The 22,904-nt window shown below is 36.4% G+C and carries 13 protein-coding genes and 1 rRNA gene; 1 reads left to right on the top strand and 13 read right to left on the bottom strand.

The window, feature by feature from the left end; translation table 11 throughout:
- Position 1: 1 nt before the first annotated feature.
- The 5 genes from LNQ34_RS22740 to LNQ34_RS22720 all read right to left on the bottom strand — a co-directional run bounded on the left by LNQ34_RS22740 (position 2) and on the right by LNQ34_RS22720 (position 6,274).
- Positions 2 to 1,515, bottom strand: a 16S ribosomal RNA gene (locus tag LNQ34_RS22740).
- A gap of 1,176 nt (positions 1,516 to 2,691) precedes the next feature.
- Positions 2,692 to 3,660 (bottom strand): YheT family hydrolase, encoded by a 969-nt coding sequence (locus tag LNQ34_RS22735; protein ID WP_230001413.1) that lies wholly within the window; start codon positions 3,658 to 3,660, stop codon positions 2,692 to 2,694.
- A gap of 257 nt (positions 3,661 to 3,917) precedes the next feature.
- Positions 3,918 to 4,880, bottom strand: coding sequence for a sodium-dependent bicarbonate transport family permease (locus LNQ34_RS22730; RefSeq protein WP_230001412.1), 963 nt, complete (start codon positions 4,878 to 4,880; stop codon positions 3,918 to 3,920).
- Between the two features lie 110 nt (positions 4,881 to 4,990).
- A complete protein-coding gene (locus LNQ34_RS22725; RefSeq protein WP_230001411.1) occupies positions 4,991 to 5,944 on the bottom strand; it encodes an L-threonylcarbamoyladenylate synthase in 954 nt (317 codons plus the stop codon).
- A gap of 30 nt (positions 5,945 to 5,974) precedes the next feature.
- A complete protein-coding gene (locus tag LNQ34_RS22720) occupies positions 5,975 to 6,274 on the bottom strand; it encodes a hypothetical protein (RefSeq protein WP_202704410.1) in 300 nt (99 codons plus the stop codon).
- A 361-nt stretch (positions 6,275 to 6,635) separates the two neighbouring features.
- On the opposite strand from LNQ34_RS22720, the gene LNQ34_RS22715 reads away from it, so the two are divergent.
- Entirely contained in the window at positions 6,636 to 7,559 is a 924-nt protein-coding gene (locus LNQ34_RS22715; protein ID WP_230001410.1) for a LysR family transcriptional regulator, read from the top strand.
- Between the two features lie 204 nt (positions 7,560 to 7,763).
- On the opposite strand, the gene LNQ34_RS22710 is transcribed toward LNQ34_RS22715, so the two are convergent.
- The 8 genes from LNQ34_RS22710 to LNQ34_RS22675 form a co-directional block, all read right to left on the bottom strand.
- Positions 7,764 to 9,701: an alpha/beta fold hydrolase gene (locus LNQ34_RS22710; protein ID WP_230001409.1), complete on the bottom strand. Its 1,938-nt coding sequence runs from the start codon at positions 9,699 to 9,701 to the stop codon at positions 7,764 to 7,766.
- A gap of 24 nt (positions 9,702 to 9,725) precedes the next feature.
- A complete protein-coding gene (locus tag LNQ34_RS22705; protein WP_230001408.1) occupies positions 9,726 to 10,364 on the bottom strand; it encodes a 4'-phosphopantetheinyl transferase family protein in 639 nt (212 codons plus the stop codon).
- 30 nt (positions 10,365 to 10,394) lie between these two features.
- A complete protein-coding gene (locus LNQ34_RS22700) occupies positions 10,395 to 14,825 on the bottom strand; it encodes a non-ribosomal peptide synthetase (protein WP_230001406.1) in 4,431 nt (1,476 codons plus the stop codon).
- A gap of 586 nt (positions 14,826 to 15,411) precedes the next feature.
- Entirely contained in the window at positions 15,412 to 17,046 is a 1,635-nt protein-coding gene (locus LNQ34_RS22695; RefSeq protein WP_230001404.1) for a cyclic peptide export ABC transporter, read from the bottom strand.
- A gap of 146 nt (positions 17,047 to 17,192) precedes the next feature.
- On the bottom strand, positions 17,193 to 19,679 hold the full coding sequence (locus tag LNQ34_RS22690) for a TonB-dependent receptor (protein ID WP_230001402.1): 2,487 nt from the start codon (positions 19,677 to 19,679) through the stop codon (positions 17,193 to 17,195).
- A 181-nt stretch (positions 19,680 to 19,860) separates the two neighbouring features.
- On the bottom strand, positions 19,861 to 20,226 hold the full coding sequence (locus LNQ34_RS22685; RefSeq protein WP_230001400.1) for a hypothetical protein: 366 nt from the start codon (positions 20,224 to 20,226) through the stop codon (positions 19,861 to 19,863).
- Between the two features lie 23 nt (positions 20,227 to 20,249).
- Positions 20,250 to 20,966: a thioesterase II family protein gene (locus LNQ34_RS22680; RefSeq protein ID WP_202704018.1), complete on the bottom strand. Its 717-nt coding sequence runs from the start codon at positions 20,964 to 20,966 to the stop codon at positions 20,250 to 20,252.
- 286 nt (positions 20,967 to 21,252) lie between these two features.
- The gene (locus LNQ34_RS22675) at positions 21,253 to 22,881 is read right to left on the bottom strand and encodes an MBL fold metallo-hydrolase (RefSeq protein ID WP_230001398.1); all 1,629 of its coding nucleotides are present in this window, start codon (positions 22,879 to 22,881) and stop codon (positions 21,253 to 21,255) included.
- Between the last annotated feature and the right edge of the window lie 23 nt (positions 22,882 to 22,904).

Genomic DNA, 22,904 nt, shown 5'->3' with positions numbered 1-22,904 from the left:
GAAAGGAGGTGTTCCAGCCGCACCTTCCGGTACGGCTACCTTGTTACGACTTAGCCCTAGTTACCAGTTTTACCCTAGGCAGCTCCTTGCGGTCACCGACTTCAGGCACCCCCAGCTTCCATGGCTTGACGGGCGGTGTGTACAAGGCCCGGGAACGTATTCACCGGATCATGGCTGATATCCGATTACTAGCGATTCCAGCTTCACGGAGTCGAGTTGCAGACTCCGATCCGAACTGTGACCGGTTTTATAGATTCGCTCCTGGTCACCCAGTGGCTGCTCTCTGTACCGGCCATTGTAGCACGTGTGTAGCCCAAGGCGTAAGGGCCGTGATGATTTGACGTCATCCCCACCTTCCTCACAGTTTGCACTGGCAGTCTTGTTAGAGTTCCCGACTTCACTCGCTGGCAACTAACAACAGGGGTTGCGCTCGTTATAGGACTTAACCTGACACCTCACGGCACGAGCTGACGACAACCATGCAGCACCTTGTAATTTGTCTTGCGAAAGATCTGTTTCCAAACCGGTCAAACTACATTTAAGCCTTGGTAAGGTTCCTCGCGTATCATCGAATTAAACCACATGCTCCACCGCTTGTGCGGGCCCCCGTCAATTCCTTTGAGTTTCATTCTTGCGAACGTACTCCCCAGGTGGGATACTTATCACTTTCGCTTAGCCACTGAAATTGCTTCCAACAGCTAGTATCCATCGTTTACGGCGTGGACTACCAGGGTATCTAATCCTGTTCGCTACCCACGCTTTCGTCCATCAGCGTCAATCCATTAGTAGTAACCTGCCTTCGCAATTGGTATTCCATGTAATCTCTAAGCATTTCACCGCTACACTACATATTCTAGTTACTTCCTAATAATTCAAGTTTAGCAGTATCAATGGCCGTTCCACCGTTGAGCGATGGGCTTTCACCACTGACTTACTAAACCGCCTACGGACCCTTTAAACCCAATGATTCCGGATAACGCTTGGATCCTCCGTATTACCGCGGCTGCTGGCACGGAGTTAGCCGATCCTTATTCTTACGATACCGTCAAGTCCCGACACGTCGGGGTGTTTCTTCTCGTACAAAAGCAGTTTACAATCCATAGGACCGTCATCCTGCACGCGGCATGGCTGGATCAGGCTTGCGCCCATTGTCCAATATTCCTCACTGCTGCCTCCCGTAGGAGTCTGGTCCGTGTCTCAGTACCAGTGTGGGGGATCTCCCTCTCAGGACCCCTACCCATCGTAGCCTTGGTAAGCCGTTACCTTACCAACTAGCTAATGGGACGCATGCTCATCTTTTACCGTTGTGACTTTAATAGTGATCTCATGCGAGACTGCTATGCTATGAGGTATTAATCCAAATTTCTCTGGGCTATCCCTCTGTAAAAGGTAGATTGCATACGCGTTACGCACCCGTGCGCCGGTCTCTATATCCGAAGACATATACCCCTCGACTTGCATGTGTTAAGCCTGCCGCTAGCGTTCATCCTGAGCCAGGATCAAACTCTTCATCGTATATTTTTATATTATATTGCGATGAATATCTATCGGTTCTTTTCGAATCTTACGATTCTATTACTCTTATTCTTTTGTTCCGATTTTCATCGAAACGGCTGTCAATTCAATATGTCTACGAACGTGTTCTTTTTATTGTTTCGCTTGTTTCTCAAAGCGGGTGCAAAAGTAGAAAACTTATTTCTAATCGGCAAGAGTTTTTTGAAGTTTTTTTTTAGAAAATCTCTTTTCGTTTTTAACTTCCCTCCTAACCAATCTTTCAATGAACTTCCCATGTTTTGCGGGGTGCAAATGTAATACCCGTTTTCGAATCTCGCAAGCTTTTCGGAATCTTTTTTTGAAAATTTCTTCTCGTCTTAATTCGTTTGCTTGTCAGTATTTCGGTGAACGTTTATCGCTGTTGCGGGTGCAAAAGTAGTCACTTTATCCGCTTTCACAAGCTTTTTCTAAACTTATTTTTAATCTTTTTCAAAACTTTCTCTTAACAGTCTGATAACACCTCTTTTACAAATTAAACTATTTTCAGGTTTGAAAGATTTTTCTTCCTTCAAATGAAACTCTTAGATACAAAGCCCCATTTTTACTGGGTTTTTACTAATCTCGCAATGACGCAAAGGCGCGAAGTTTTTGTTTTATGACCGGTCTTTCCTTTGAAAACCCATGCCCTAGCCCCGATAGTAGCGGATAAAGGCTTCGACTTCGCTCAGCCGGACAGAAACTACTTTTCTTGCATTTTCGCTCAGCTGGACAGAATCACTCTTTATATATAGTATAGAATCTCGAATACCAAGCTTCGACTTCGCTCAGCCGGACAGAAACTACTTTTCTTGCATTTTCGCTCAGCTGGACAGAATCACTCTTTATATATAGTATAGAATCTCGAATACCAAGCTTCGACTTCGCTCAGCTGGACAAAATCACTCCTTATATTATAGTATAGAATTCCAAACACCAAGCTTCGACTTCGCTCAGCTGGACAAAAACCACTCTTATATTCAGCTAGGCAAAATCACTCCTTATATATAGGTAGTAAAAAAACAAACCCGACAGGTTTTAAAAACCTGTCGGGTTGTATACTATATAAGTACAATAAACAAATCTACTACTATATACTTGATCTTTCTTAAGTGATACACTAAATGAGCTATCGAAATTCAATTAAGATTTATATAAATACTATGTAAGCGCTCTGCACGACTCAAAAAACTCGTAAGCTCTTTTCTCGGCGTAGGAATACTCTGAGTCACGCAATGGAAAAGCACAGTGCCCGCCATATCTTGGTGTTTCCAGATACACGTAGGCGCTGTCCTGTGCTATAGCTCTGGGATAACATCTTTCTCCCAGAAAAGGATCGTCTAATGAGTTAATAATTAAAACGGGGGTGGTAATGTTTTGAAGGGAGAATTCAGGAGAAACACGCTGATAATAATCATCACGACTTGCAAAGCCATGCAGCGGTGCTGTGAAGTACTGATCGACTTCATCAAACGACGAAATTTTATCTATCTGATCCCGGTTTATAAAATCGGGAAACTGTGCTGCCTTGTATTTCAGCTTTCTTTTGATATCAATTGTAAAGTTCTTTAAATAAACCCTGTTAAAACCTTGTTTGAGTACAGCGGCACTTGTAGCAATATGTGTAGGTACCGAAATTGTAACTGCTGCTTTTATGCGTTCATCAATTTTAGTCCAGCCTAAATAATTCAGAAGCTGCACTCCTCCCATTGAATATCCAATCAAATAGACATCTTCGAATTCTTTTTGAAAAACAAACCGGACTACTTCGTCAAGATCATCTACGGCACCATGATGATAAAGTCGTGGAAGACGATTCATCTCGCCTCCGCAGGTGCGATTGTTCCATGCAAAAACGGAAAAGCCTTTCTCTCGAAAATAAGCAGCACAACTATTATTATAGGTTCTGCGCGAATCACCTTCTAAACCATGACATAAAATGACTGCTTTTTTAGAGTCGTTTATAATAAAATCGATGTTTATAAAATCTCCGTCGCTTAATTCATGCTTTTTTCTTGTATATTCGGGAACTTCATACTTTTTAAACAAAGCAGCATAAATGGTAGAAATATGCCTGTTGCGATGCATAATAGAAGGCAGATTATATTCTGATTGTTCAATTAATGGCATGATTAAATAGTTTTATGGTGCTATACAAATCTAAGAAATCAATCTATATCAAACTTAATCCTCTCTTTTTTATTTTACTTTTAAAATAACAAAACAACCCAACTACATAAATTAACAGGAAACTAAAGGGAGGAGTACCTCTAATGATAATCCTTACTTATAGACACAATGCGCACCGTTTACAAGTAAAATTACTTATTTAAACCTGGCTGACTCTTTCTCCCTTTAATTCCTATCAAACTAAATAGGAAACACTTTTAAAAATTTTGCACAATAAGAAAATAAAGAGGCAATCCAATGGTGATATTTATCGGGAAAGTAACTGCCAGAGCCATTGGCAGAAACAGTCCCGGGTTTGCCTGAGGAACTGTAATCTTCATTGCTGCCGGAACTGCAATATAAGAAGCACTTGCCGCCAGTATCGCAAAGATGAAACGATTGGTTATATCTGTCGTTACAAACGAACTTAATACTGCAAAAACACATCCGTTTAGCAAAGGAATGAAAATTGCGAAAAGGAAAGGAAACCATCCAAAAGAGAAGAAGGATTTCATTTTTTGCCCACTTGTTATTCCCATATCCAGTAAAAATATGGATAAGAATCCTTTAAATAAATCATTTGTAAAGGGCTCTATTCCCTGCGCCTGTTTTTCACTTGCGAGATAACCTATAACTAAACTTCCCAAAATAAGAAGTACACTCCCATTGGTTAAAGAATGTTTTAGTGCGGAACGTTTTTGAATAGGGCTTGTTTTGTCTTTATTGAAGAAGGAGATCAAAACCAATCCTACTATAATCGCCGGAGATTCCATTAAAGCCATAATAGCAACCATGTGTCCGTGCAATGCCAATTGTTGACTTTCCAGAAACGAAACGGCCGTAACAAAAGTAACAGCACTGACTGAACCGTAAGCCGCAGCGATTGCACCCGCATCATGAACCTTTAATTTTCTCTTGAGGATGAAAAAGGTATAAACCGGAATTATTCCCGAGATCAAAATTCCGAATAACATTGACCAGACAATCTCACTTGTAAAAGCTTCATGGGACAGCTCTTGCCCTCCTTTAAAACCAATAGCAAATAATAAATAAAGCGAAATAAACTTCGAAGAGTTTTTAGGAATTTCGAGATCACTCTTTAAATAGACCGCTATAATCCCTAAGACAAAAAAAAGCAATGCAGGATTGGTTAAATTTTCAAGCAATAAATTAAGATTCATATGTTTGGACTTTTATATTTTTTACTGTAATTACTCCCTCTCTCACAGAAAAAGCGGTACTGTTATCTGAGTTACCTGCAAGAGGTATCTTTCATTAAAAATTGTTTTATTTATTGTTTTGAGGCTCTTTCAAGACGATCGTTAATCGTTCGTCCGAGATCATGATCCGGAAAACGCTCTGCAATTATAATATCTACTGTCATAGCATCTAATTCATGAAGTGCGGCATACAGCTTTGAAGCTGCTTCTTTCAGATTACCACTAGGAGAAAGAACGACCTGATGTTTAATGTTCTGCTCTTCCCTGTGCTGCATGAACCTTAACAATCCTATTTTTTTATCTGAAAATCTTCCAATACACTCCGAAAGATTATCGGTTACATATAAAGTGGACTGAGGAGCATAATGTTTTGACAGCATACCAGGAGCTTCAGGAGCATTCTCTTCTTTATTAAACAGGATTGCCGGTCCTGTAACTTTCTCTATTTCTTCTTTGGAAAGTGCTCCTAGACGATAGATCACTACGCTTTCTCCTTTAAATCCAACAATAGTTGATTCTATTCCGGCTTTACAGGCCTCTCCATCTAATACCATTGGAAGTTTTTCCTTAAAGTAAGCCTCAACATGCCCGGGCGTAGTTGGACTAATGGCCCCAAATGGATTAGCACTGGGAGCAGCTAAGGGAAAATCTAATTGTTGCAGCAACGCTAATGCTACAGGATGATTCGGAATTCTAACAGCAACTGTCTGATGCCCCGCTGTGATGAGTTCTGAAACATTGGGATGCTTTTTTAACAATAGTGTAAGGGGTCCAGGCCAGAATTTCTGTGCCAGAATCTTCGCAATCGCCGGAATTTCAATGGCGATCCGATCTAAATCTCCGATGGCTTTGATATGTACAATTAGCGGATTGTGCAATGGTCTCTGTTTGATATGATATATTTTGTTAATTGCCTTCGTACTGTAAATGTTTCCGGCTAAACCATAAACGGTTTCGGTTGGAAAACCAATTATACCTTCATTTTTTACTATTTCGGCTGCGAGTTCAATATCGTTGCTTATCATATTTTTTCTGTTCTCTTCCGGTTGTTGTGCTTAATTTTCAGTTATCGTGTACGGAACTTCAACCGTTAAAAAGATGTCGCTTTCTATTTTTATTTTTAGATTCTCCTTTGTTGCGTGATTTATTATTTGGGAAATTACCTCTTGACTTTCTGTAAGTTCGGTTATTCTCTTTAAACTAATTTCGTCTTGTTTTCCGGAACGTTCATCATCACTAAAGTTTTTAAGGTTGTGAAAGTTAATTTTAGCATTGATCAGGTTGAGTAAAATTTCTTTGGCTTCGTCGTTTGTGAAGTCTCCTTTAATTAATTGAATTTTTTGTGTGTTTTTCATGGGTAAGGATTAAATTTATAATGTTGTTACTGGTTAATAATCGAATAAGATTTAATAATGTTACAATGATTATGGCATCTGAAAGCCTTCTTAATAGTAGATTTTCAAAAAGTACAGCTCCCATAATTGCAGCAATGAGACTGACTGAACAAAACAGGATCTTAAAAACAGCTAATTTTTTCTTCATTTTTCTATATTAGTTAATGTTACTCTTTTCTTTTTTAGACTTTTTTAATGTTATACCATTCTCGATGCTTCTCTTTCATTCATAAAAACCCGGGTTCTTAAACGCTGGCAAAGTTGATTATTTATACTTATAAATTTTTATTTATATTTGTAATGGTTTACATTAAATATTTTTATGAACTATACTTTACATCAGCTTCAGATTTTTCTAAAAGTGGTGCAGACACAAAGTGTCACCAAAGCGGCAGAAGAACTTCATTTGACACAGCCTGCAGTTTCTATTCAGCTCAAAAATCTTCAGGATCAGTTTGATATTCCTTTGACAGAGGTGGTGAGCCGAAGATTGTGTATTACCGATTTTGGAAGGGAGATTGCAGAAATTGCGGAGAAAATAGTAAGTCAGGTAGAGGCTATCAACTTCAAAACGATGGCTTACAAAGGACAGTTGACGGGAAAGTTAAAAATTTCTGTTGTGTCAACGGGTAAATATGTAATGCCTTATTTTTTAGCGGATTTCATTAAGGAACATCCAGGAATTGAATTGCAGATGGATGTGACAAATAAAAGTAAAGTGATTAGCAGTTTAGAAAAAAACGAAGTGGATTTTGCTTTGGTGTCTATCCTTCCTTCAAACTTAAATATCGAAAAATTAGATTTGCTGCAAAACAAGCTGTATTTGGTGAGTAATACTAAAATGAAGTTCAAAAGCAGTAAAAACTCGCAGGAAGTATTCAAAAACATGCCTCTTATTTTTAGGGAAAAAGGATCAGGTACGCGTCAAACGATGGAGCGTTTTATTGACCGAAATGCTATTGTTGTGGAGAAGAAAATGGAGCTCACCTCTAATGAAGCGGTTAAGCAGGCCGTAATTGCGGGCTTGGGCTGTTCGATTATGCCTTTAATTGGAATCAAAAATGAATTGCATAATCAGGAACTGCAGATTATTCCGTTTAAAGGACTGCCTATTAAAACAACATGGAGCTTAATATGGTTGAAAGGAAAAAGACATTCTCCTGTTTCTGCTTCGCTTCTGGAATACATGAAACAGGAAAAAGATACTATTGTGAAAGATAAATTTGGCTGGTACGAAGAGTCGTAAACAGGAACTGAAGTACTACAGACTAAGTATCGTTATTCTACTAAAAAATTACTTTGAGTGTATAATCTAAAAAAAGAGAGGCTGTCAAATAAAATTTGACAGCCTCTCTTTTACTTTCCCTCAGATTTTGCAGATTCAGCAGATAATAGAGCGGAAAAAAACTGCCGAATCTGCAAAATCTGAGGGAAACTTTAGGCTCTTTTATTAAAATAGAAATCCCCAATACTGGAAGTAGATACCTACTAGTAGCAACGAGAATAAAATTGTCGCCATAACTTCTGTATTCGAAATAAACTTAAGTTTAAGAATAAAATAAAGTATCGAAATCAGGGTAAATACAAGAAAGATCCATTGTATTATAAATAGGTAATTAAACTGATTTGGTATTCCGAACGCAAGTATATAGAAATTATTTTCGGCTGTGTGGTTTATCGCTAAAACAAATCCAATGATAGTAAACAAACCTAATATAGAGGTGATTATAATAAGGGATTTCAAAATTTTATCGGCCGTTTTCTCTTCTCTTTTTCTAATTAGTACATAACCAAAAATAAAAATGGAAAGTAAGGCTATAATCAAAGCGGTGAAAAAAGGCGCAAAAAAGAGCCAATTAAACTCGTTTAGACTATTGGCAAAATTCGAAATTCCTCCACTGATTTTTATATTGGTCACAAAATGAACTTTATTATCGGTATCAAATTCCCTGGTATTAGGTCTTTGAAACGGATTTTTTATAAATTCTTCGGCGATTTGAACTCCTACTAATGAGAACCCTGGTGTATGACCTGAAATTGGAGCGTTTACCAAAAATGCTTTTTTAAACCTGTCAACTGTAATTTTACCATTTAAGGCAGGTGTTATCGGATCAAATGCTCCGGCAAATACTAATACGGGGATGGTTAATTTGGACAGATTGGATAAATTAACCAAGGCAGGCTGTTTATTTACTCCTAAATTCCATTTATCACATACTACGAAATCTGATTTGTAAAAGGAAAGTCCTCCTTTTAATTCTTTATAATTACGTGCATTTTTATTAAATTCTGAAATCGAATTGTTTGGCACAGCTTCATTACAGCTCACACAATAATATTGCCCATAATCTAAGCCTAAAGCTCCTGAAAAAGCTGCTACTAATGAGCTTAAAGTACTTTTGTTTCCTTTATTAAATTCGGTAATTAATAATGGAAGTACTTCTATGAGTCTTTTTTGATAAAGTGACTGTTGAATTGCAATTTTAAAATCTTCTGCATTATAAGTAAACTTCCCACTCGAAATTATTCTTTGATCGACGTTAACGGTGATAGGTTTTTTTTCCAGTTTTTTGATGGTTTCATAGTAAGCAGCCTGAAGATTAGGATATTGCTGATTACAATTTGGGTCTTCCTCACAGGCACTAAAAACCTTTTTAAGACTGCTCATATAATTCTCTGTATTGCGATTGTAATATTGAGAAATATCTGAAATGGAAGAATCCAGTGTTAATGTTTTAATGTCTTCAGGGAAATCATTTGCATAAACTTGTGCAGTATAAGTACCGTACGAAACCCCGTAAACATTCCATTTATCATATTTCAGAGCGTTCTTTAAGACCTTTAAATCTTTTACGATAGAGCTGCTGTTATAAGCGCTTATATCGATATTTCTGTTGAGTAAATCTTGTTTACATTCTAATGATGCAATCGTTTTTTGCTGTTCGTCCTGTGTACTGTTTTGATTTTTTGCTAATATTTCTAAGAATTTTTTCCCCAGGTCCGGACAGAATTTTGGCAGGGAGCGTCCAGTTCCTCTCACATCAAACAAGACAATGTCGCTGTTTTTCCTTAACGGATGGTCTAACCAAGCCCATATTCCTTCAATACCACCTGATCCTGGTCCTCCATCGATGTATACGACCGGGTTTGCGTCTTTACTTTTTGAGATGCTTTTTAAGACAGCCACAGCAATTTTTACTGTTTTTCCTGTTGGTTTATCCCAGTTTTCAGGAACCGTTAAAAATGCCCATTCTATATTTTCTTTGGAGAGATTTTGATCTTCGGGAAAAAAGGTCTTTACTTTCTCTAACGTAAAAGCTTTTGTTTGAGCAAATACAAGGTTTGGTACAATCAATAGTAACAAAAACAGACTTATTATTTTTTTCATTTTGGTTGAATTAAATTGTTAGGTTTATAATATGATTCTTTTCAGGTAAATTTTTGTGGCATCTGTTTTTAAAGAGATGTGGCATTTGTAGTTTTTATCTATTTTTACTTCGCTTAAGTAATATTTTTCTCCGTTGATTTCGGTTCTATTATCTAAGACTTCAAATGATTTCAATGGAACGATCAGACCATGTCCCTGAGCTTTTAGAACAGCTTCTTTCTGTGTCCAATACTCAAAAAAAGCCTCTTTTTTATTGTGAGACAGGACGATCTTGCTCCATTCTATTTCTGTCATTTGCGATTTAAAATCAGCTGTTTCAATATCGGTCATGATCTCCACATCGATACCAACTTCATGCTGATCGCTTAAGGCGCAAACTACAATATCTCCCGAATGTGAAATATTAAAAAGAACCAGATTATCTTCAAAATAGGGCTTGTTATAAAGAGTTTGCATGATCTCTTTCGCATCAGGCTTTTGCTTATAAGTTTCCTCGATTCCTTTAAACAAGAGTATCCGTCCTAAAAGTGATAATTGTGCATCTTGCCATCTTCGATAACGCTTAATTTTATCCTGATAATCGGCCGGAAATTTCGGTAAATCATTCTGCAGCAAACTCTGATGTTTTTCTTCAGACAGATAGGAGTAATAAATATGTATCAAAAGTATTTGGTTTTTAATCGTTAAAAACGCTTAAAAATTAAAGTCAAAATTGGTTTCCTGAAGTTTCGCTGTATTCACTAAAGGATACTCAATTTCTGCTACTTTAACTGAAGGGTTTTCTATTATTTGAGACCACAAATTTTTAAAAGTGGCCAAAAGAAATTGTATGCTGATTTCTTCATATTTATTCTTATCGTATGCAACGGAGACTTTTAGAGTATTGGCGCTTTCAAAAAAATTAAACAATAAAGGAAATCTGCTGTAATTGGTATCAGAAGTCACATATTTTAATTCGGCATGATCCATTTTAATCGTTTCCTGAAAAGAAAAATCGGGATTCTGATAGCTTACTAAAACATCAAACAGCGTTTCTTTTTTAAGTTGTGATGGAAAATCCTGATGCGTATTTAGTAAGAGAACGTCTTCCTGAACTTGTTTTAAGAGGTCTAAAAAAACGATGTCTTCATTTAACCGAACACGAAGCGGCAGCGTTTTTACAAACATTCCTATCATTGTCGCAATATCAGCATTATTTCTTCCCGCATTAACGGTTCCAATTACAATGTCATTGTGGTCGTTAATTTTATGAATGAGCACATTTAAAAGCGAAATAATCGTATTATAAAGTGTACTTTTTTGTTCCTGAGCGAACTTTTTTAATGCTTTAGTATCCTCAATGGTAAACTCATCATCATAATACGCTCCATTTTGCAATGGCCCGTTTTGATTAAAATCTCTATGGATCGTTTCTTTGATAATGTACCCCTCCAAATATCTTTGCCAAAAATCGAAAGTGGTTTTGTCGTCATTTTCAGAAGCTAACCATGCTGTATAGTCTTTAAACTGAATACCTGAGTTTTTAATTAAGGAATCAGCATGATTGTATTTTTGAATAAATTCTTGGGTAAAAAACTCTAATGAAACTCCATCCATAATAATATGATGGGTGCAAAAAACCAATGATGATGTTGTCTCGCCCGTTTGTACGAGCAGCATTCTTACCAATACATCATGTTCTAAATCAAACGGTGTTTCTATGTATCGCTGAATAGTCTCCTCTTTTTGTTCGTTATCAATCTGCAGCTGAGTGATCTTAAAATCGATATCCTCTTGTTTCCCAATTTTTTGAAAAACAGCGCCTTTGCTTTCCACAAAATTGGTACGGAGAATTTCATTTTCAAAAATTAACTGAGACATCGCATTGTTGATTTTATCCGGAAATACGGTCCCATTAATTTCAAAAACGGCTACCATATTATAAGCAATCGATTTTTGCCGATCCTGACATGCTACCCATAATTCTTGCTGTGAAGGTGTTATTGCAAAATCAGTTTTTAGAGTTGTAAATGGTATACCCTGTTTGTCATTGGGTTTTAAAGTCACTAAATAATCAGCCATTAATCTGATCGTGGGATAATCGAAAACCGTTTTAAGACTAACGTCGTACCAAAGATTTTTTGCTATTGATCCCGCAAGTTTAACTGCGTTTAGAGAATGTCCGCCAAGTGCAAAGAAATTGTCATTGGTACTGATTTCTTTTTTACTGTTTAAAATTTCTTTCCAATAGGTTGCCAATTTTTTCTCTACCTCAGAATCTGGTGCTTTAAAATCATCGTTTGCTGTATGATGTTCAATGGCCCTTTGCGCTAAGTTCTTACGGTCAATTTTTTGATTTGGTGTTAGCGGAAACTCCTCTAAAAGAACAATTGTACTTGGAATCATATAGTATGGAAGGTTCCTTTTTAATGTCGCAACAATTTCTCTTGTATCTGTTATTTCTTCCGTTTTTACCACATAAGCTACTAAAAAAGCTTCCTGCTGGTTCCCTTTTTTTGCAATTACAACCGATTCTTTTATTCCGGAAATCTTATTCAAATGCGATTCGATGTCTCCCAGTTCAATTCGATATCCTCTAATTTTAACCTGATTATCATTTCGCCCTAAAAATTCGATTTCTCCTTTGTCATTCCATCGGCCCACATCTCCGGTTTCGTATAATAAACCATTCGTCTGAAACGGATTTTTTATAAATTTTTCCTGAGTCAATGTGGTATTTTTATAATATCCTTTTGCCAGTCCATCCCCGGCTATATAAATTGCTCCGGGAGTTCCAATTGGTTTTGGACTCAAAAACGAATCCAGTAGGTAAATTTGTGTGTTGTGTATTGGTTTTCCAATATTTGATGCCTCTTTCGCATGTTCCAGTTTTTTCAAACTCGACCAAATGGTGGTTTCCGTCGGACCGTACATGTTCCAGACTTCTAAACTATGACTGATTAACTTTTCGGCCAATGCTTCACTTAATAAATCTCCTCCACAAAGTACTTTCAAACGTTTGTCTCCGTTCCAATCGGCATTGAAGAGCATTTGGTAAAAACTTGGTGTTGCCTGAATTATTGTGGGTTGAATCTCCTGAATTTTTTGGATAATAACCGTCGGATCGGCTAAAATTTCCTGATTTGCCATATATAAAGCAGCTCCCGACAATAGAGGCACAAAGAATTCTAAAATTGAAATATCAAAAGAGTAAGTTGTAACCGAAAATAATACATCGTTCGGCTTCACCCCCGGCTCCTGCTGCATACTGCTGAGGAAATTCAACAGGGATTGATGCCCTATTTCAACACCTTTCGGATTGCCTGTTGAACCTGAGGTGTAAAGGATGTACGCGGTATCATGAGGAGAAACTGTCAGAGATGGCTTTCCTTCTAATCCTGCGGCCTTTTCTAAGATTGTCTCTAAAGATAGTACCTGTACCTCATCGTCTGTATGCAACATATAACCTTTTTCATTGATAAGCAGTTTAATCTGGCTGTTTTCTATAATGTAATTCAATCGGTCCTCAGGGAATGAAGGATCTAGAGGAATATAAGCTCTGCCTGCTTTGAGTATCCCCAGTAACACAATGACAATATTGGCCGAACGTCCTAATAAAACGGCTATTGGTGATTTGTCCTCTTTTCCGTAATTGATCCTTAAGTATTCGGCTATCTGACCTGATAATTGATCCAGTTCGGCATAGGTGTAACTTCTATAATCGTCTTTTAGGGCTTCTTTTGTGCTAAACTTTATCACCTGATCCTGAAATACATCCAAAATTGTGTTCTCTTTCTGATAGTCAACTTTTGTGGTATTGAATGTTTCGACAACCTGGCGCTTTTCGTCTTCTCCCAGATAGTTTAATTCTTTTAGAACCTGATCAGGAGCGTCTAAAATAGCGTGAACTAAATTTTCGAAGTGATGAACGACCTGTGTGATTTGTGTCTCTGTAAAATAATTCAAGTTGTAGTCAAAGTCAATTTTTACATCCTCGTCTTCATCAAACTCTCTGATGTAAATGGCCAAAGCTACACGCTCGGATTTATGTGTGAGCGGAATTACCTGTGTGTGGGTATGAAGAAAATCATTAGAATAATTTTGTTTTTCATAAGAAAGTGTAATATTGAACAGTCTCTCTTTTTCACTAAAAACCTGAAGCTCCTGAATTAACTTTCCTAACGGGAATCGCTGATGGCGATAATCATGTCTTAGGGTAGTTTTTATTTCTGCAATTAAACTCTCGAAAGTGGCGTTAAAATCAATCGAAATTCTTAAAGGAGACACTCCCATAAAAAGACCAACTGTTTTTTTGTAACTGGCCTTACTCCTGTTTAAAACCGGTAGTCCGATGGCAAAATCATTGTTCTGGTGTTTTCTTCCAAAATAAGCGTACAAGATAGCCAGAATGACATTAAAAGTAGAACATTTATAACGTATCGCTAACGAATTTAACTGATTGTATACCTCTCTTTTGACAATTAGCTCCTTGCGATCACTTTCATTGATCTGAATGTTATCTTCTAATTTATCAAACAGGTTCTGAGGTAAGGATTCAAACTTTTTGGTCCAGTAGATTTTGTCCTGATGGTACGATTCTGATCGCTGATAAACGGCATCATCAACTGCAAAGTCTTTGTAGCTAAAAGGATATACGGTTTGAATTTTCCCATGTTCGAGAATCTCATTGTAATTTTGCACCAATCTCTGGAACATTAACGACGTACCCCACCCATCGGTTATGATATGATGGTAAACGGAAAATAAATAATGGAAATTTTCCTGAACTTTAACGAGGGTAAAAACATGCAAAAGATGCTCTCCAAATAAATCAAAAGGCTTTGCAAACTCTTCCTGCATGTACACATTTGCTGCCTCGAAAGGTTCTCCTGAGTGAGAAAAATCAACAAATCCCAAAGCTGAATTATGATCTTCTACAATTTTAATCCGAACATTTTCGTGCTTGCTGGTAAGTATACTTCTATACGAATCGTGCTGATCAATTAAAGCAATGTATGCTTTTTGAAATGCATCATGGTTTATTTGGCCTTTAATTTTAATCTTAGCCCCAATGTTATAGATGGGCTCATTGGGATATAATAACTGCTCGAAATAAACATCTTGCTGAGGAAGGGTGAGTTTCATTTTAAAATATTTTTACGCAATTAGAACTAAATGATATCTTGTTTCGCTTAATTTTTAGGAATTAAACAAATTGAATTTTCCAATCTGGATGCTATAGATATTTCGCTCCTCCGGAGCTTGTATTTGGTGTTGGATAATTTTGCTATAAATATTATGCTCCGCTGGAGCTATACCTGCCTTGCCCCTCTGGATGCAATAGATATTTCGCTCCTCTGGAGCTACACCTACCTTGCTCATCTGGATGCTATAGATATTTCGCTCCTGCGGAGCTATACCGATCTTGCTCACCTGGATGCTACAGATATTTCGCTCCTGCGGAGCTATACCGATCTTGCTCACCTGGATGCTATAGATATTTCGCTCCTCCGGAGCTATACCAATCTTGCTCCTCTGGACGCTACAGATATTTCGCTCCTCCGGAGCTTGTTTATGGTAATGGATATTTTTGCTATAAATATTATGCTCCGCCGGAGCATAATTTAAAATTCTATTTTCAGAATAAGACATAAACAAAAAAAATCTGCGTCAATCCGCGTTTTCGCTTTAGCGAATCTGTTTAATCCGTGCGCTATCTTTGCACACCTTATTATGCCCAGAAAAGCTCTTTACTGTATTCTTTTGATTTATCTACTTTTACCTCAGCATCAATTTTACCGTAATTAAATTTTATAATTCGGTCTGCCAGATGGAAATAAGCGTCATCATGTGTTACAGCAATGATTGTTTTACCTTCTGCTTTTAACTTTGGGATAAGTTCTTCGTAAAAAAACTTCCTGAAATAAGGATCCTGATCGGCGGCCCATTCGTCTAAAACCAGGATTGGTTTTTTCTCCATTAAGGCAAAAATCAAGGACATTCTTTTACTTTGTCCTTTAGAAAATTTTCTTCTGGCAGAACTTTCTTTATCATCTAAAATGACTTTGTCCAGCTTCATCATTTCTAATAACTGTTTGTATTCCGGATTGTTTTCAACGGTATATTCTTCATAATTATGAGAAAATATATGATCGTCTGTGAACACGGCTGCAATTAAATTTTGATTTTCCTGACCCGATTCTATTTCTTTTCCATTTAAAAGAATCTCTCCTTTAGAAGGTGTGTATAATCCAGTGAAGGTATTGATAAAGGTACTTTTTCCGGAACCGTTTCCACCAACAATAAAGATGGTCTCGCCTTCCTTAACTGCTAAGTTTATTGGTCCTAATGCAAAAGCACTGTCGTTGGAATCGCTATTGTATGAAAAATGTATGTCTTTGAATTCGATACTTTCAAAAGAAGTGTTGTCTATTGGCACTAGTTTTTTTACATCTTCATCTACTTCAAAGTCTTTCAAGAAATCCTTGATTCTTTTATTGGCCACGATAAAACGTGTATAGGTTTGCTGCAGATTGATCAGGTTATTTATGGGGCCTGAAATGAATAAAACAATTACTACATACGCTATCACATCAGACTGACTCAATAATCCCCATGACGGTAATACAAACAAAATAGTTGCGATAATGGCATATAAACCATATTGACTAATAAGATTAATAGACAAAAAGATATAACTAATTTTAAAGTCTAATTCACCCGCCTGATCCCGATTCGGAATTAAAAATCTATTCATTAAGTTTTCAGCTTTGAAAAAACTCAGTTTTAGTTTTTTAAATCCTTTCATAACATCGTCCACATACTTGTAATAATCGTCATTGTATTCTCTGAGACTGGTTACTTTTTTAGACATAGAGTTGATTACTACAAAATAGGAAGCGGCAACGGCTATAATCAATACTACCACAATAAGAGCAGAACTTACCGAGATGGTAAACATATAGATCAAACAAAGCACTAACATTAAAACAGAATTTACGGTATGGGTTACGGTATAAGGTAAAAGCCCAAATACCCGTAAATCTTCAACAACGGTAAAAAAACGCTGAGAACCTAAGTTTTCTAATTTTATCAGTGAGGTTTGAAGTATTTTTGAGAATATTGTTTTTTCGTTGTCGTATAACATTTTAAAGGAAAACTCATTGAGCCCTTTCTGAAAAATGATGTTTATCAGATAAGTATATACAACAATTGCAAAAAAAACCATTCCGGTATAATCCGTCATAAATGACTTGTTGCCTGACAAAGTGTTGTTTATAATGTACACTATTCCGAAACTAAGAATTGTATTTGGCAAAGCATAGGCTGCCAGAAGAATTGAATTTTTTAGTGATATTTTAAACATCTTAAAAGTTTTTGTTGTGGTTGATAAAGTCTTAAAGAGATGGTGTCCCTTTTTAAATTCGGATTCTGAAATTAACTTGAAAATTAAATTCTGTTTTTTAGATGCTAAGTCAAAATTAGCAACTAGAAAAGACAGATGATTATGATTTACTTGATTCTGTTCTTTTCGGTATCGATACTGTTATTTTCTCTCTCCTGAGTAGTCATCTTATCCCCAAAATTATAGGTAAACGATAGTCTGACCTGTCTCGTATTCCATAATGTTCTGAAGTCGGCATTTGCATTGACCAGATTATTAATTTGTCCTTTGGTGATATAGGTTCTGAAAATATCCATCCCTATTAATTTAAGAGAACTTCTGTTTGAAAGTTTTTTGCTGATTGTCACATCAAGAAACCAATAAGGGTCCAGTGTAAATTGTGCTACATAAGCTTTCCCAACATAGCGTCCAAAAAGTTCTATATTGTAATCTCTTTTCAGTTTTACCTGCAATACGGGATCGATTCTAAAATTATAACCGTATGTATGCAGTTTACCTCCAAAGAAATCACTTTTGGTATCGGTATACGATACTTGTGCATTTCCGGTAAAAGTTAGCCATGGCGCAATATTAAATGTGGAACTAAGACTCAGATTGGTTACCTGAGTATTTCCAATGTTTCCGGGCATACTGTAATAGACATTGTTTATAATTTCTATAGTCTCCATGATCTGATCGTCAATTTTACTATAGGCAAGAGTAAAATTCAACAAGCTTTTGTGTGCGTAAGAAGCTTCAACGGAATTTGTAATTGAAGGTTGCAGATAGGGATTTCCTTTGTAAAATGTCAATTTATCAACCTGAATAACCATAGGGTTAAGATCCTGATAAAATGGTCTGTCGATTCTTTTTCCGTAATTGATTCCTACTGTGTTATTGGCTAAAGAGTCGAGCTTATAAGACAGGTATAAGGTTGGAAATAAATTGTCGTACTTAGTTGTATTTTTTGTTCTCGGTTTTATTTCGTTTCCTAACTGATCTCCGACAATTTTTACACTTTCATAGCGGAGTCCTAACTGTACAGAAAGTCTGTCTAAAGTTGTGTTGGAGCTCACGTATAAAGCTGTTATTTTCTCGTTGTATAGAAATTTATTATTCTGATTTAAATTTGGCGTCGAAATATCATTTACGATATCGAAATACTCGCTCTTATTGTTGGTCTTGATATTACTGTATTTGAATCCGGTCTGCAGGTTTGTTTTTTTGGTCAGCTGATTGGAATAATCTGCTTTTCCTGAATAAATATTAACCTTAGAAGCTGCTCCTCCTACCAGCATATCGGAATAATTTTTGTTTGCATCCGGAAAAATGATCGAATTTTTAAATTCCTGATAGGGAAAAGAATCGTATAGTAAGTAATCTAAATTGGCACTCACATCGCTTTTTTCGTTAAGCTTGTGATTAATGTTCAGATTTATTCCGCTGTTTACCGATTTAGCATCTGAGCTGCCTAATGTTTTTACAATGGAATCTGTAGTTTGGTTTCTGTTATAAAGGTAATTCAAACTGTTATCAAGATCATTTCCATTCCAGATTGACGCATCTGCAGAGACTCCAATCACCGTATTTTTTGACAGATTATAGTCTGCTCCAAATCTTAGATTCGTTACTATAGCATCTCCTACATTATTGTTTTCCTGTTTGCTGTAGCTGCCTGTATCGGTATAGTTTCTGTTGATATAAAGATCCTGAAAGCGTTTTTTGTAACCTGCATTTCCATTCAGAAAGATATTGTAATTCTCCTTTTTTTTGTTCAAAGCAAACGTGGCATTGTATTCTGTAAATTTATGCTGTCTTAAGCCCAGAATAACACTTCCGTTTTCTCCTTCTTTTTTGCTCTTTTTTAATTTGATGTTTATCACTCCTCCATTTCCTGCTGCTTCATATTTCGCAGGCGGATTGGTCATGATTTCAATTTTGTCTATATTATCTGAAGCTAATCCGCTTAAATAGCTTTCAAGTTGGGCGCCTGACAGATAGGTTGGACGGTCATCGATAAAAATGGTCGCATTTGCTTTTCCATTCAGACTTACAACTCCCTGATCGCTTATACTGATTCCGGGAGCTTTCTTTAACAATTCTAAAGCGGTAATTCCTGAGTTAGATTCTAAAGCGTCAACATTTAAAATGGTACGATCGATTTTAGTCTCCACAAATTTTTTCTTTTTAAGTATTACGACTTCTTTTAAGCTTTCCTTTTTTGTGATTTTGAACAATTCTATCGGCAGTACTTCTTTTTGATTGTCTGTTTTAATGGTTATAATTCCTGTGCTAAACGTTTTGTAGTCGTCATGGGTAATTTTAATTTTATAGTTCCCGCTTTTCAGGTTTCCAAAATTAAATTCTCCTTTTGTTTCAGACAATTCGCTTTTTACTAATGTTTCCTGCTCCTCGTTCAACAAAAGAATGGTTGCAAAAATAACAGGCTCTTTATTTTCAGCATCAATAATGGTTCCTGAAATGGATGCTGCTGACACTTGTTTGTATATTTCGTTACCTGTTGCTTTTGAACTTTGTCCGTATACTGAATTGCCCAGAAAAACAAACACGCATAGTAAAGCGATATATTTTAAATGCATATAATTATACTTCATTATTTTTTTAATGTATTTAATAAGATTGCCTGTAAGGGATACAAGATGTAAACTCAAGCTCTTTTGAATTGATAAAATTTAAGAAATTTAAGGGATCGCAATATTTCAAGAATAGGATAATCACTCTGAATGGTAAAAGCAGAATGTATACTAAAGAAGAAAACTCAGCTCATGATGAATTTTATTTTGCCTTGAAGTTTTTACAAATATTCCATTTCGTATGGTTTCCGATATATTTATTTTTATATCTCAATTGTACTTCCGGCTTCTGCTTCACTCCGTTTATTATAAACTCTTTGCTGTTGAGCATATAAGACAAACTGGTCGTATTGGCCGGTGCCAGCTTTTCTTTTCCGATTTGATTGCTGATTGCTGCAATTAGCTTTTCGACATTATTTACATCAGCAGATTCCTTGATAGATTGTCCGGTAATTCCTGTAATCGTCAATTGATTTTCGGCCTGCTCTTTTTTGTTGTTTTGTGCCCTACTGCCAATTGAAATTAATAGTATCATAACAGCGGTAATCAGGGTTTTGGTTGTTTTCATAATTGGTTTGTTTTTTAGCAATGCTATTGTACATTATTATAATTAAGACTTGTACATTCCTTAAAACTAATATCAAAAATTTCTTTCAATTTATCACCATGGTCGAGTATAAAAAAATGGTTTCCTTTTAGTATGTAGGAGTTAAAACCGGAAAACGTGTGCTTTCTCCAATTGTTTATCCGATCTACATATTTCTCTGAGTTCCCCATTATGGCCACAATCGGAGCTTTTACAATGGCATTTTCAATAAAAAAATCTTCTTCTACTATTTTAAAATCAGCCTTAAGTATTGGTAATACAAAATCGAGCAGTTCTTTACTATTTAATAACTCATCCGGTATCCCACCCAATTCGGTAAGCATGCTGATGAAATCGTCACGCTCCAGCTCAGATCTGTTGTTTTCTGTTGCAATTCCGGGTCCGGCATTACCGCTTACGATCAAACATTGGGGCGGAGTGTTGTTTTTCTCTAATAAATCGGTCACTCCCAAACCCAGAGACGAACCTAAACTGTGCCCGTAAACGATAAATGGGCTCCCGTTAAGCTTATCGGTTATCTGTGAGAACAGGTCCTTAATAGCATCCGGATAGGAAGTCAATAGTTTTTCTTTGATTCTTTTTCCTCTTCCGGGAAGTTCCAGCGGTATCATTTCAAAATCGGTGCATAATGCTCTCAGAAACTCGAAGGAGTAGATACTGCCACCGGCGAAGTGTAATAAGAATAATTGCTTTTTATTCATCTGCTTTTTATAATTTGGTTAGTGAGAGCCTTCTTTAAAAAAATCAAAAGAAGGTCTCACATGGGTTATGCCTCAATTTAAAATTAACCCGTTGATTGAAAGTGTTTTAACACATAGAATCATAGCCTTTGTTGACTTAAAAAAGGCATTTCACTAGTTAAAAAGCACATACTATACTATGTGAAAGAAAGGTGTTTCTACTTTGCCTTCTTTTTTAAGGTATTACTATCTATGTTTCTATGTGTTAAAATTAAATTTTGTTCAATTTCACGCAACAGACTTGAAATTAATTTATTACTAATTCATTTTTTAATTCATAATCGTATAACAATTCTTTCTCTCCAAATAACCTTTCAGCGATGATTCCTTTATCTGCACAGTGGTTTATCAATCGGTTTGATTCAATAATGGCAAGAGATTCTTCTGTGTATTTGATACTGCTGATGAATTCTAACCAAGGCTCCATTCCCATTGCATAGACATAAGCTTCTTTGGGATTAAAAATATCAACTAACGACAAACCTCTTTCGCTGTCGCAGCCCGCCAGTCGTCTGGACTGATCGTCTTCTCTGTTAATCGCCTCTGTCATTAAGCAGCCGTATAGCCAACTTAACGGTGCTCCGGCACATTCCATTCCTAAAAACAATACATCTACATCGCCTTTAACCCTATGAATATGTTCGTACAATCTAGGCTCCATTACTCTGGAATCGGCAACAAACAAGAAGCTTAGCTCATTGATCGCAACATGGAAACATGATTTTGCTCTGATATTAAGATCACTGTGTTCTCCTGTAAACGGAAGTCCTGTAATGGTACAGTTTTCAAATTTTATTTCTTCCAGTTCATCAATTTCTATGACATTTTTAAATCCGATACTTTGAAACGCTAATTTGATACTTGGATCCTGAAGTGCTCCACTGGTGGTTACGGGAACTATTAGATTTTTGATTTTATGCCTTAACGGCAATAAAGTTTCTAAAACAATATGGTCCTGATGATTGTGTGTAATCAATACATAATCAATAACATCCGGCAGGTCAATATCTGAAAAATGTTCTACTGTAGATTCGTAGCCATAATAACTGATTAAAGGATCTACAAGGATACTCACGTCTTTGGTTTCAATTAAAATACAGGCATGTCCCAAATAGCGCATTCTGGCTTTGTCTCCTGTGTATTTTTGATAAGCGGGATGTTCTTTTTTGGTGAAAAAAGTTTTAAACAGTTCCATTTGATCTTCGCGAACGCCCAGTTCTTCGGCAACGGCCTCAATAGATCCCGGATTTCTCTTCATTCTGCTTAACGTATCAATTCCTTTATGATCAAACGGAATATCCAACTGTAATACCTTAGGATCTTCTAATTGTGGAGTACTCAAACAAAATGGACGCTCATCATTTAGTGTTTCCCATAAAGAAATAGATTGAGAATGTTTGGAATAGAATGGGCTGTTGTATAATAAAGACTCAAAGAAACGATACGAAGGATGGTTGTTTAAATCGTAAACCAATTCTACATATCCTTTTAATATTTCCGGAACTTCTTTGTACAAAGGTTCTAAAGACGCTCCTTTTGCTTTGGTTTTTAGCAACTGATCCAATTCTTTTATAGCATCTGATAATTGTATTGCGTTTGCCTGCTTTTCGAGAATTTCAGCTTTTAGTTCTTTGACTTCCTCTACTCTTCGGGTTTCATAGTCCATAAAAGGTCCTCCTAACATTTTAGGATTTTTTACGGCTGCCTCATGAATTGCAGGAGCCTGAATATAGGAGTTCATTATTTTTAAATGCCTTTCGACAATGTTCATTGCTGCTGTGGCAGGAGAAATTAAGTGTGTCCATGCATACCATTTATCTACTAATGGTCCAATAATTACATTTGGTTTAAAATAATACTTTTCTGTGTTTTCCATTCTGTTTGATTATTTAGTTTTAC

The organism is Flavobacterium lipolyticum (genome assembly GCF_020905335.1).
GTDB classification, from domain to species: Bacteria; Bacteroidota; Bacteroidia; order Flavobacteriales; family Flavobacteriaceae; genus Flavobacterium; species Flavobacterium lipolyticum.
The sequence above is the reverse complement of the archived record's forward strand: the minus strand, read 5'-3'. Positions and strand labels throughout refer to the sequence as shown.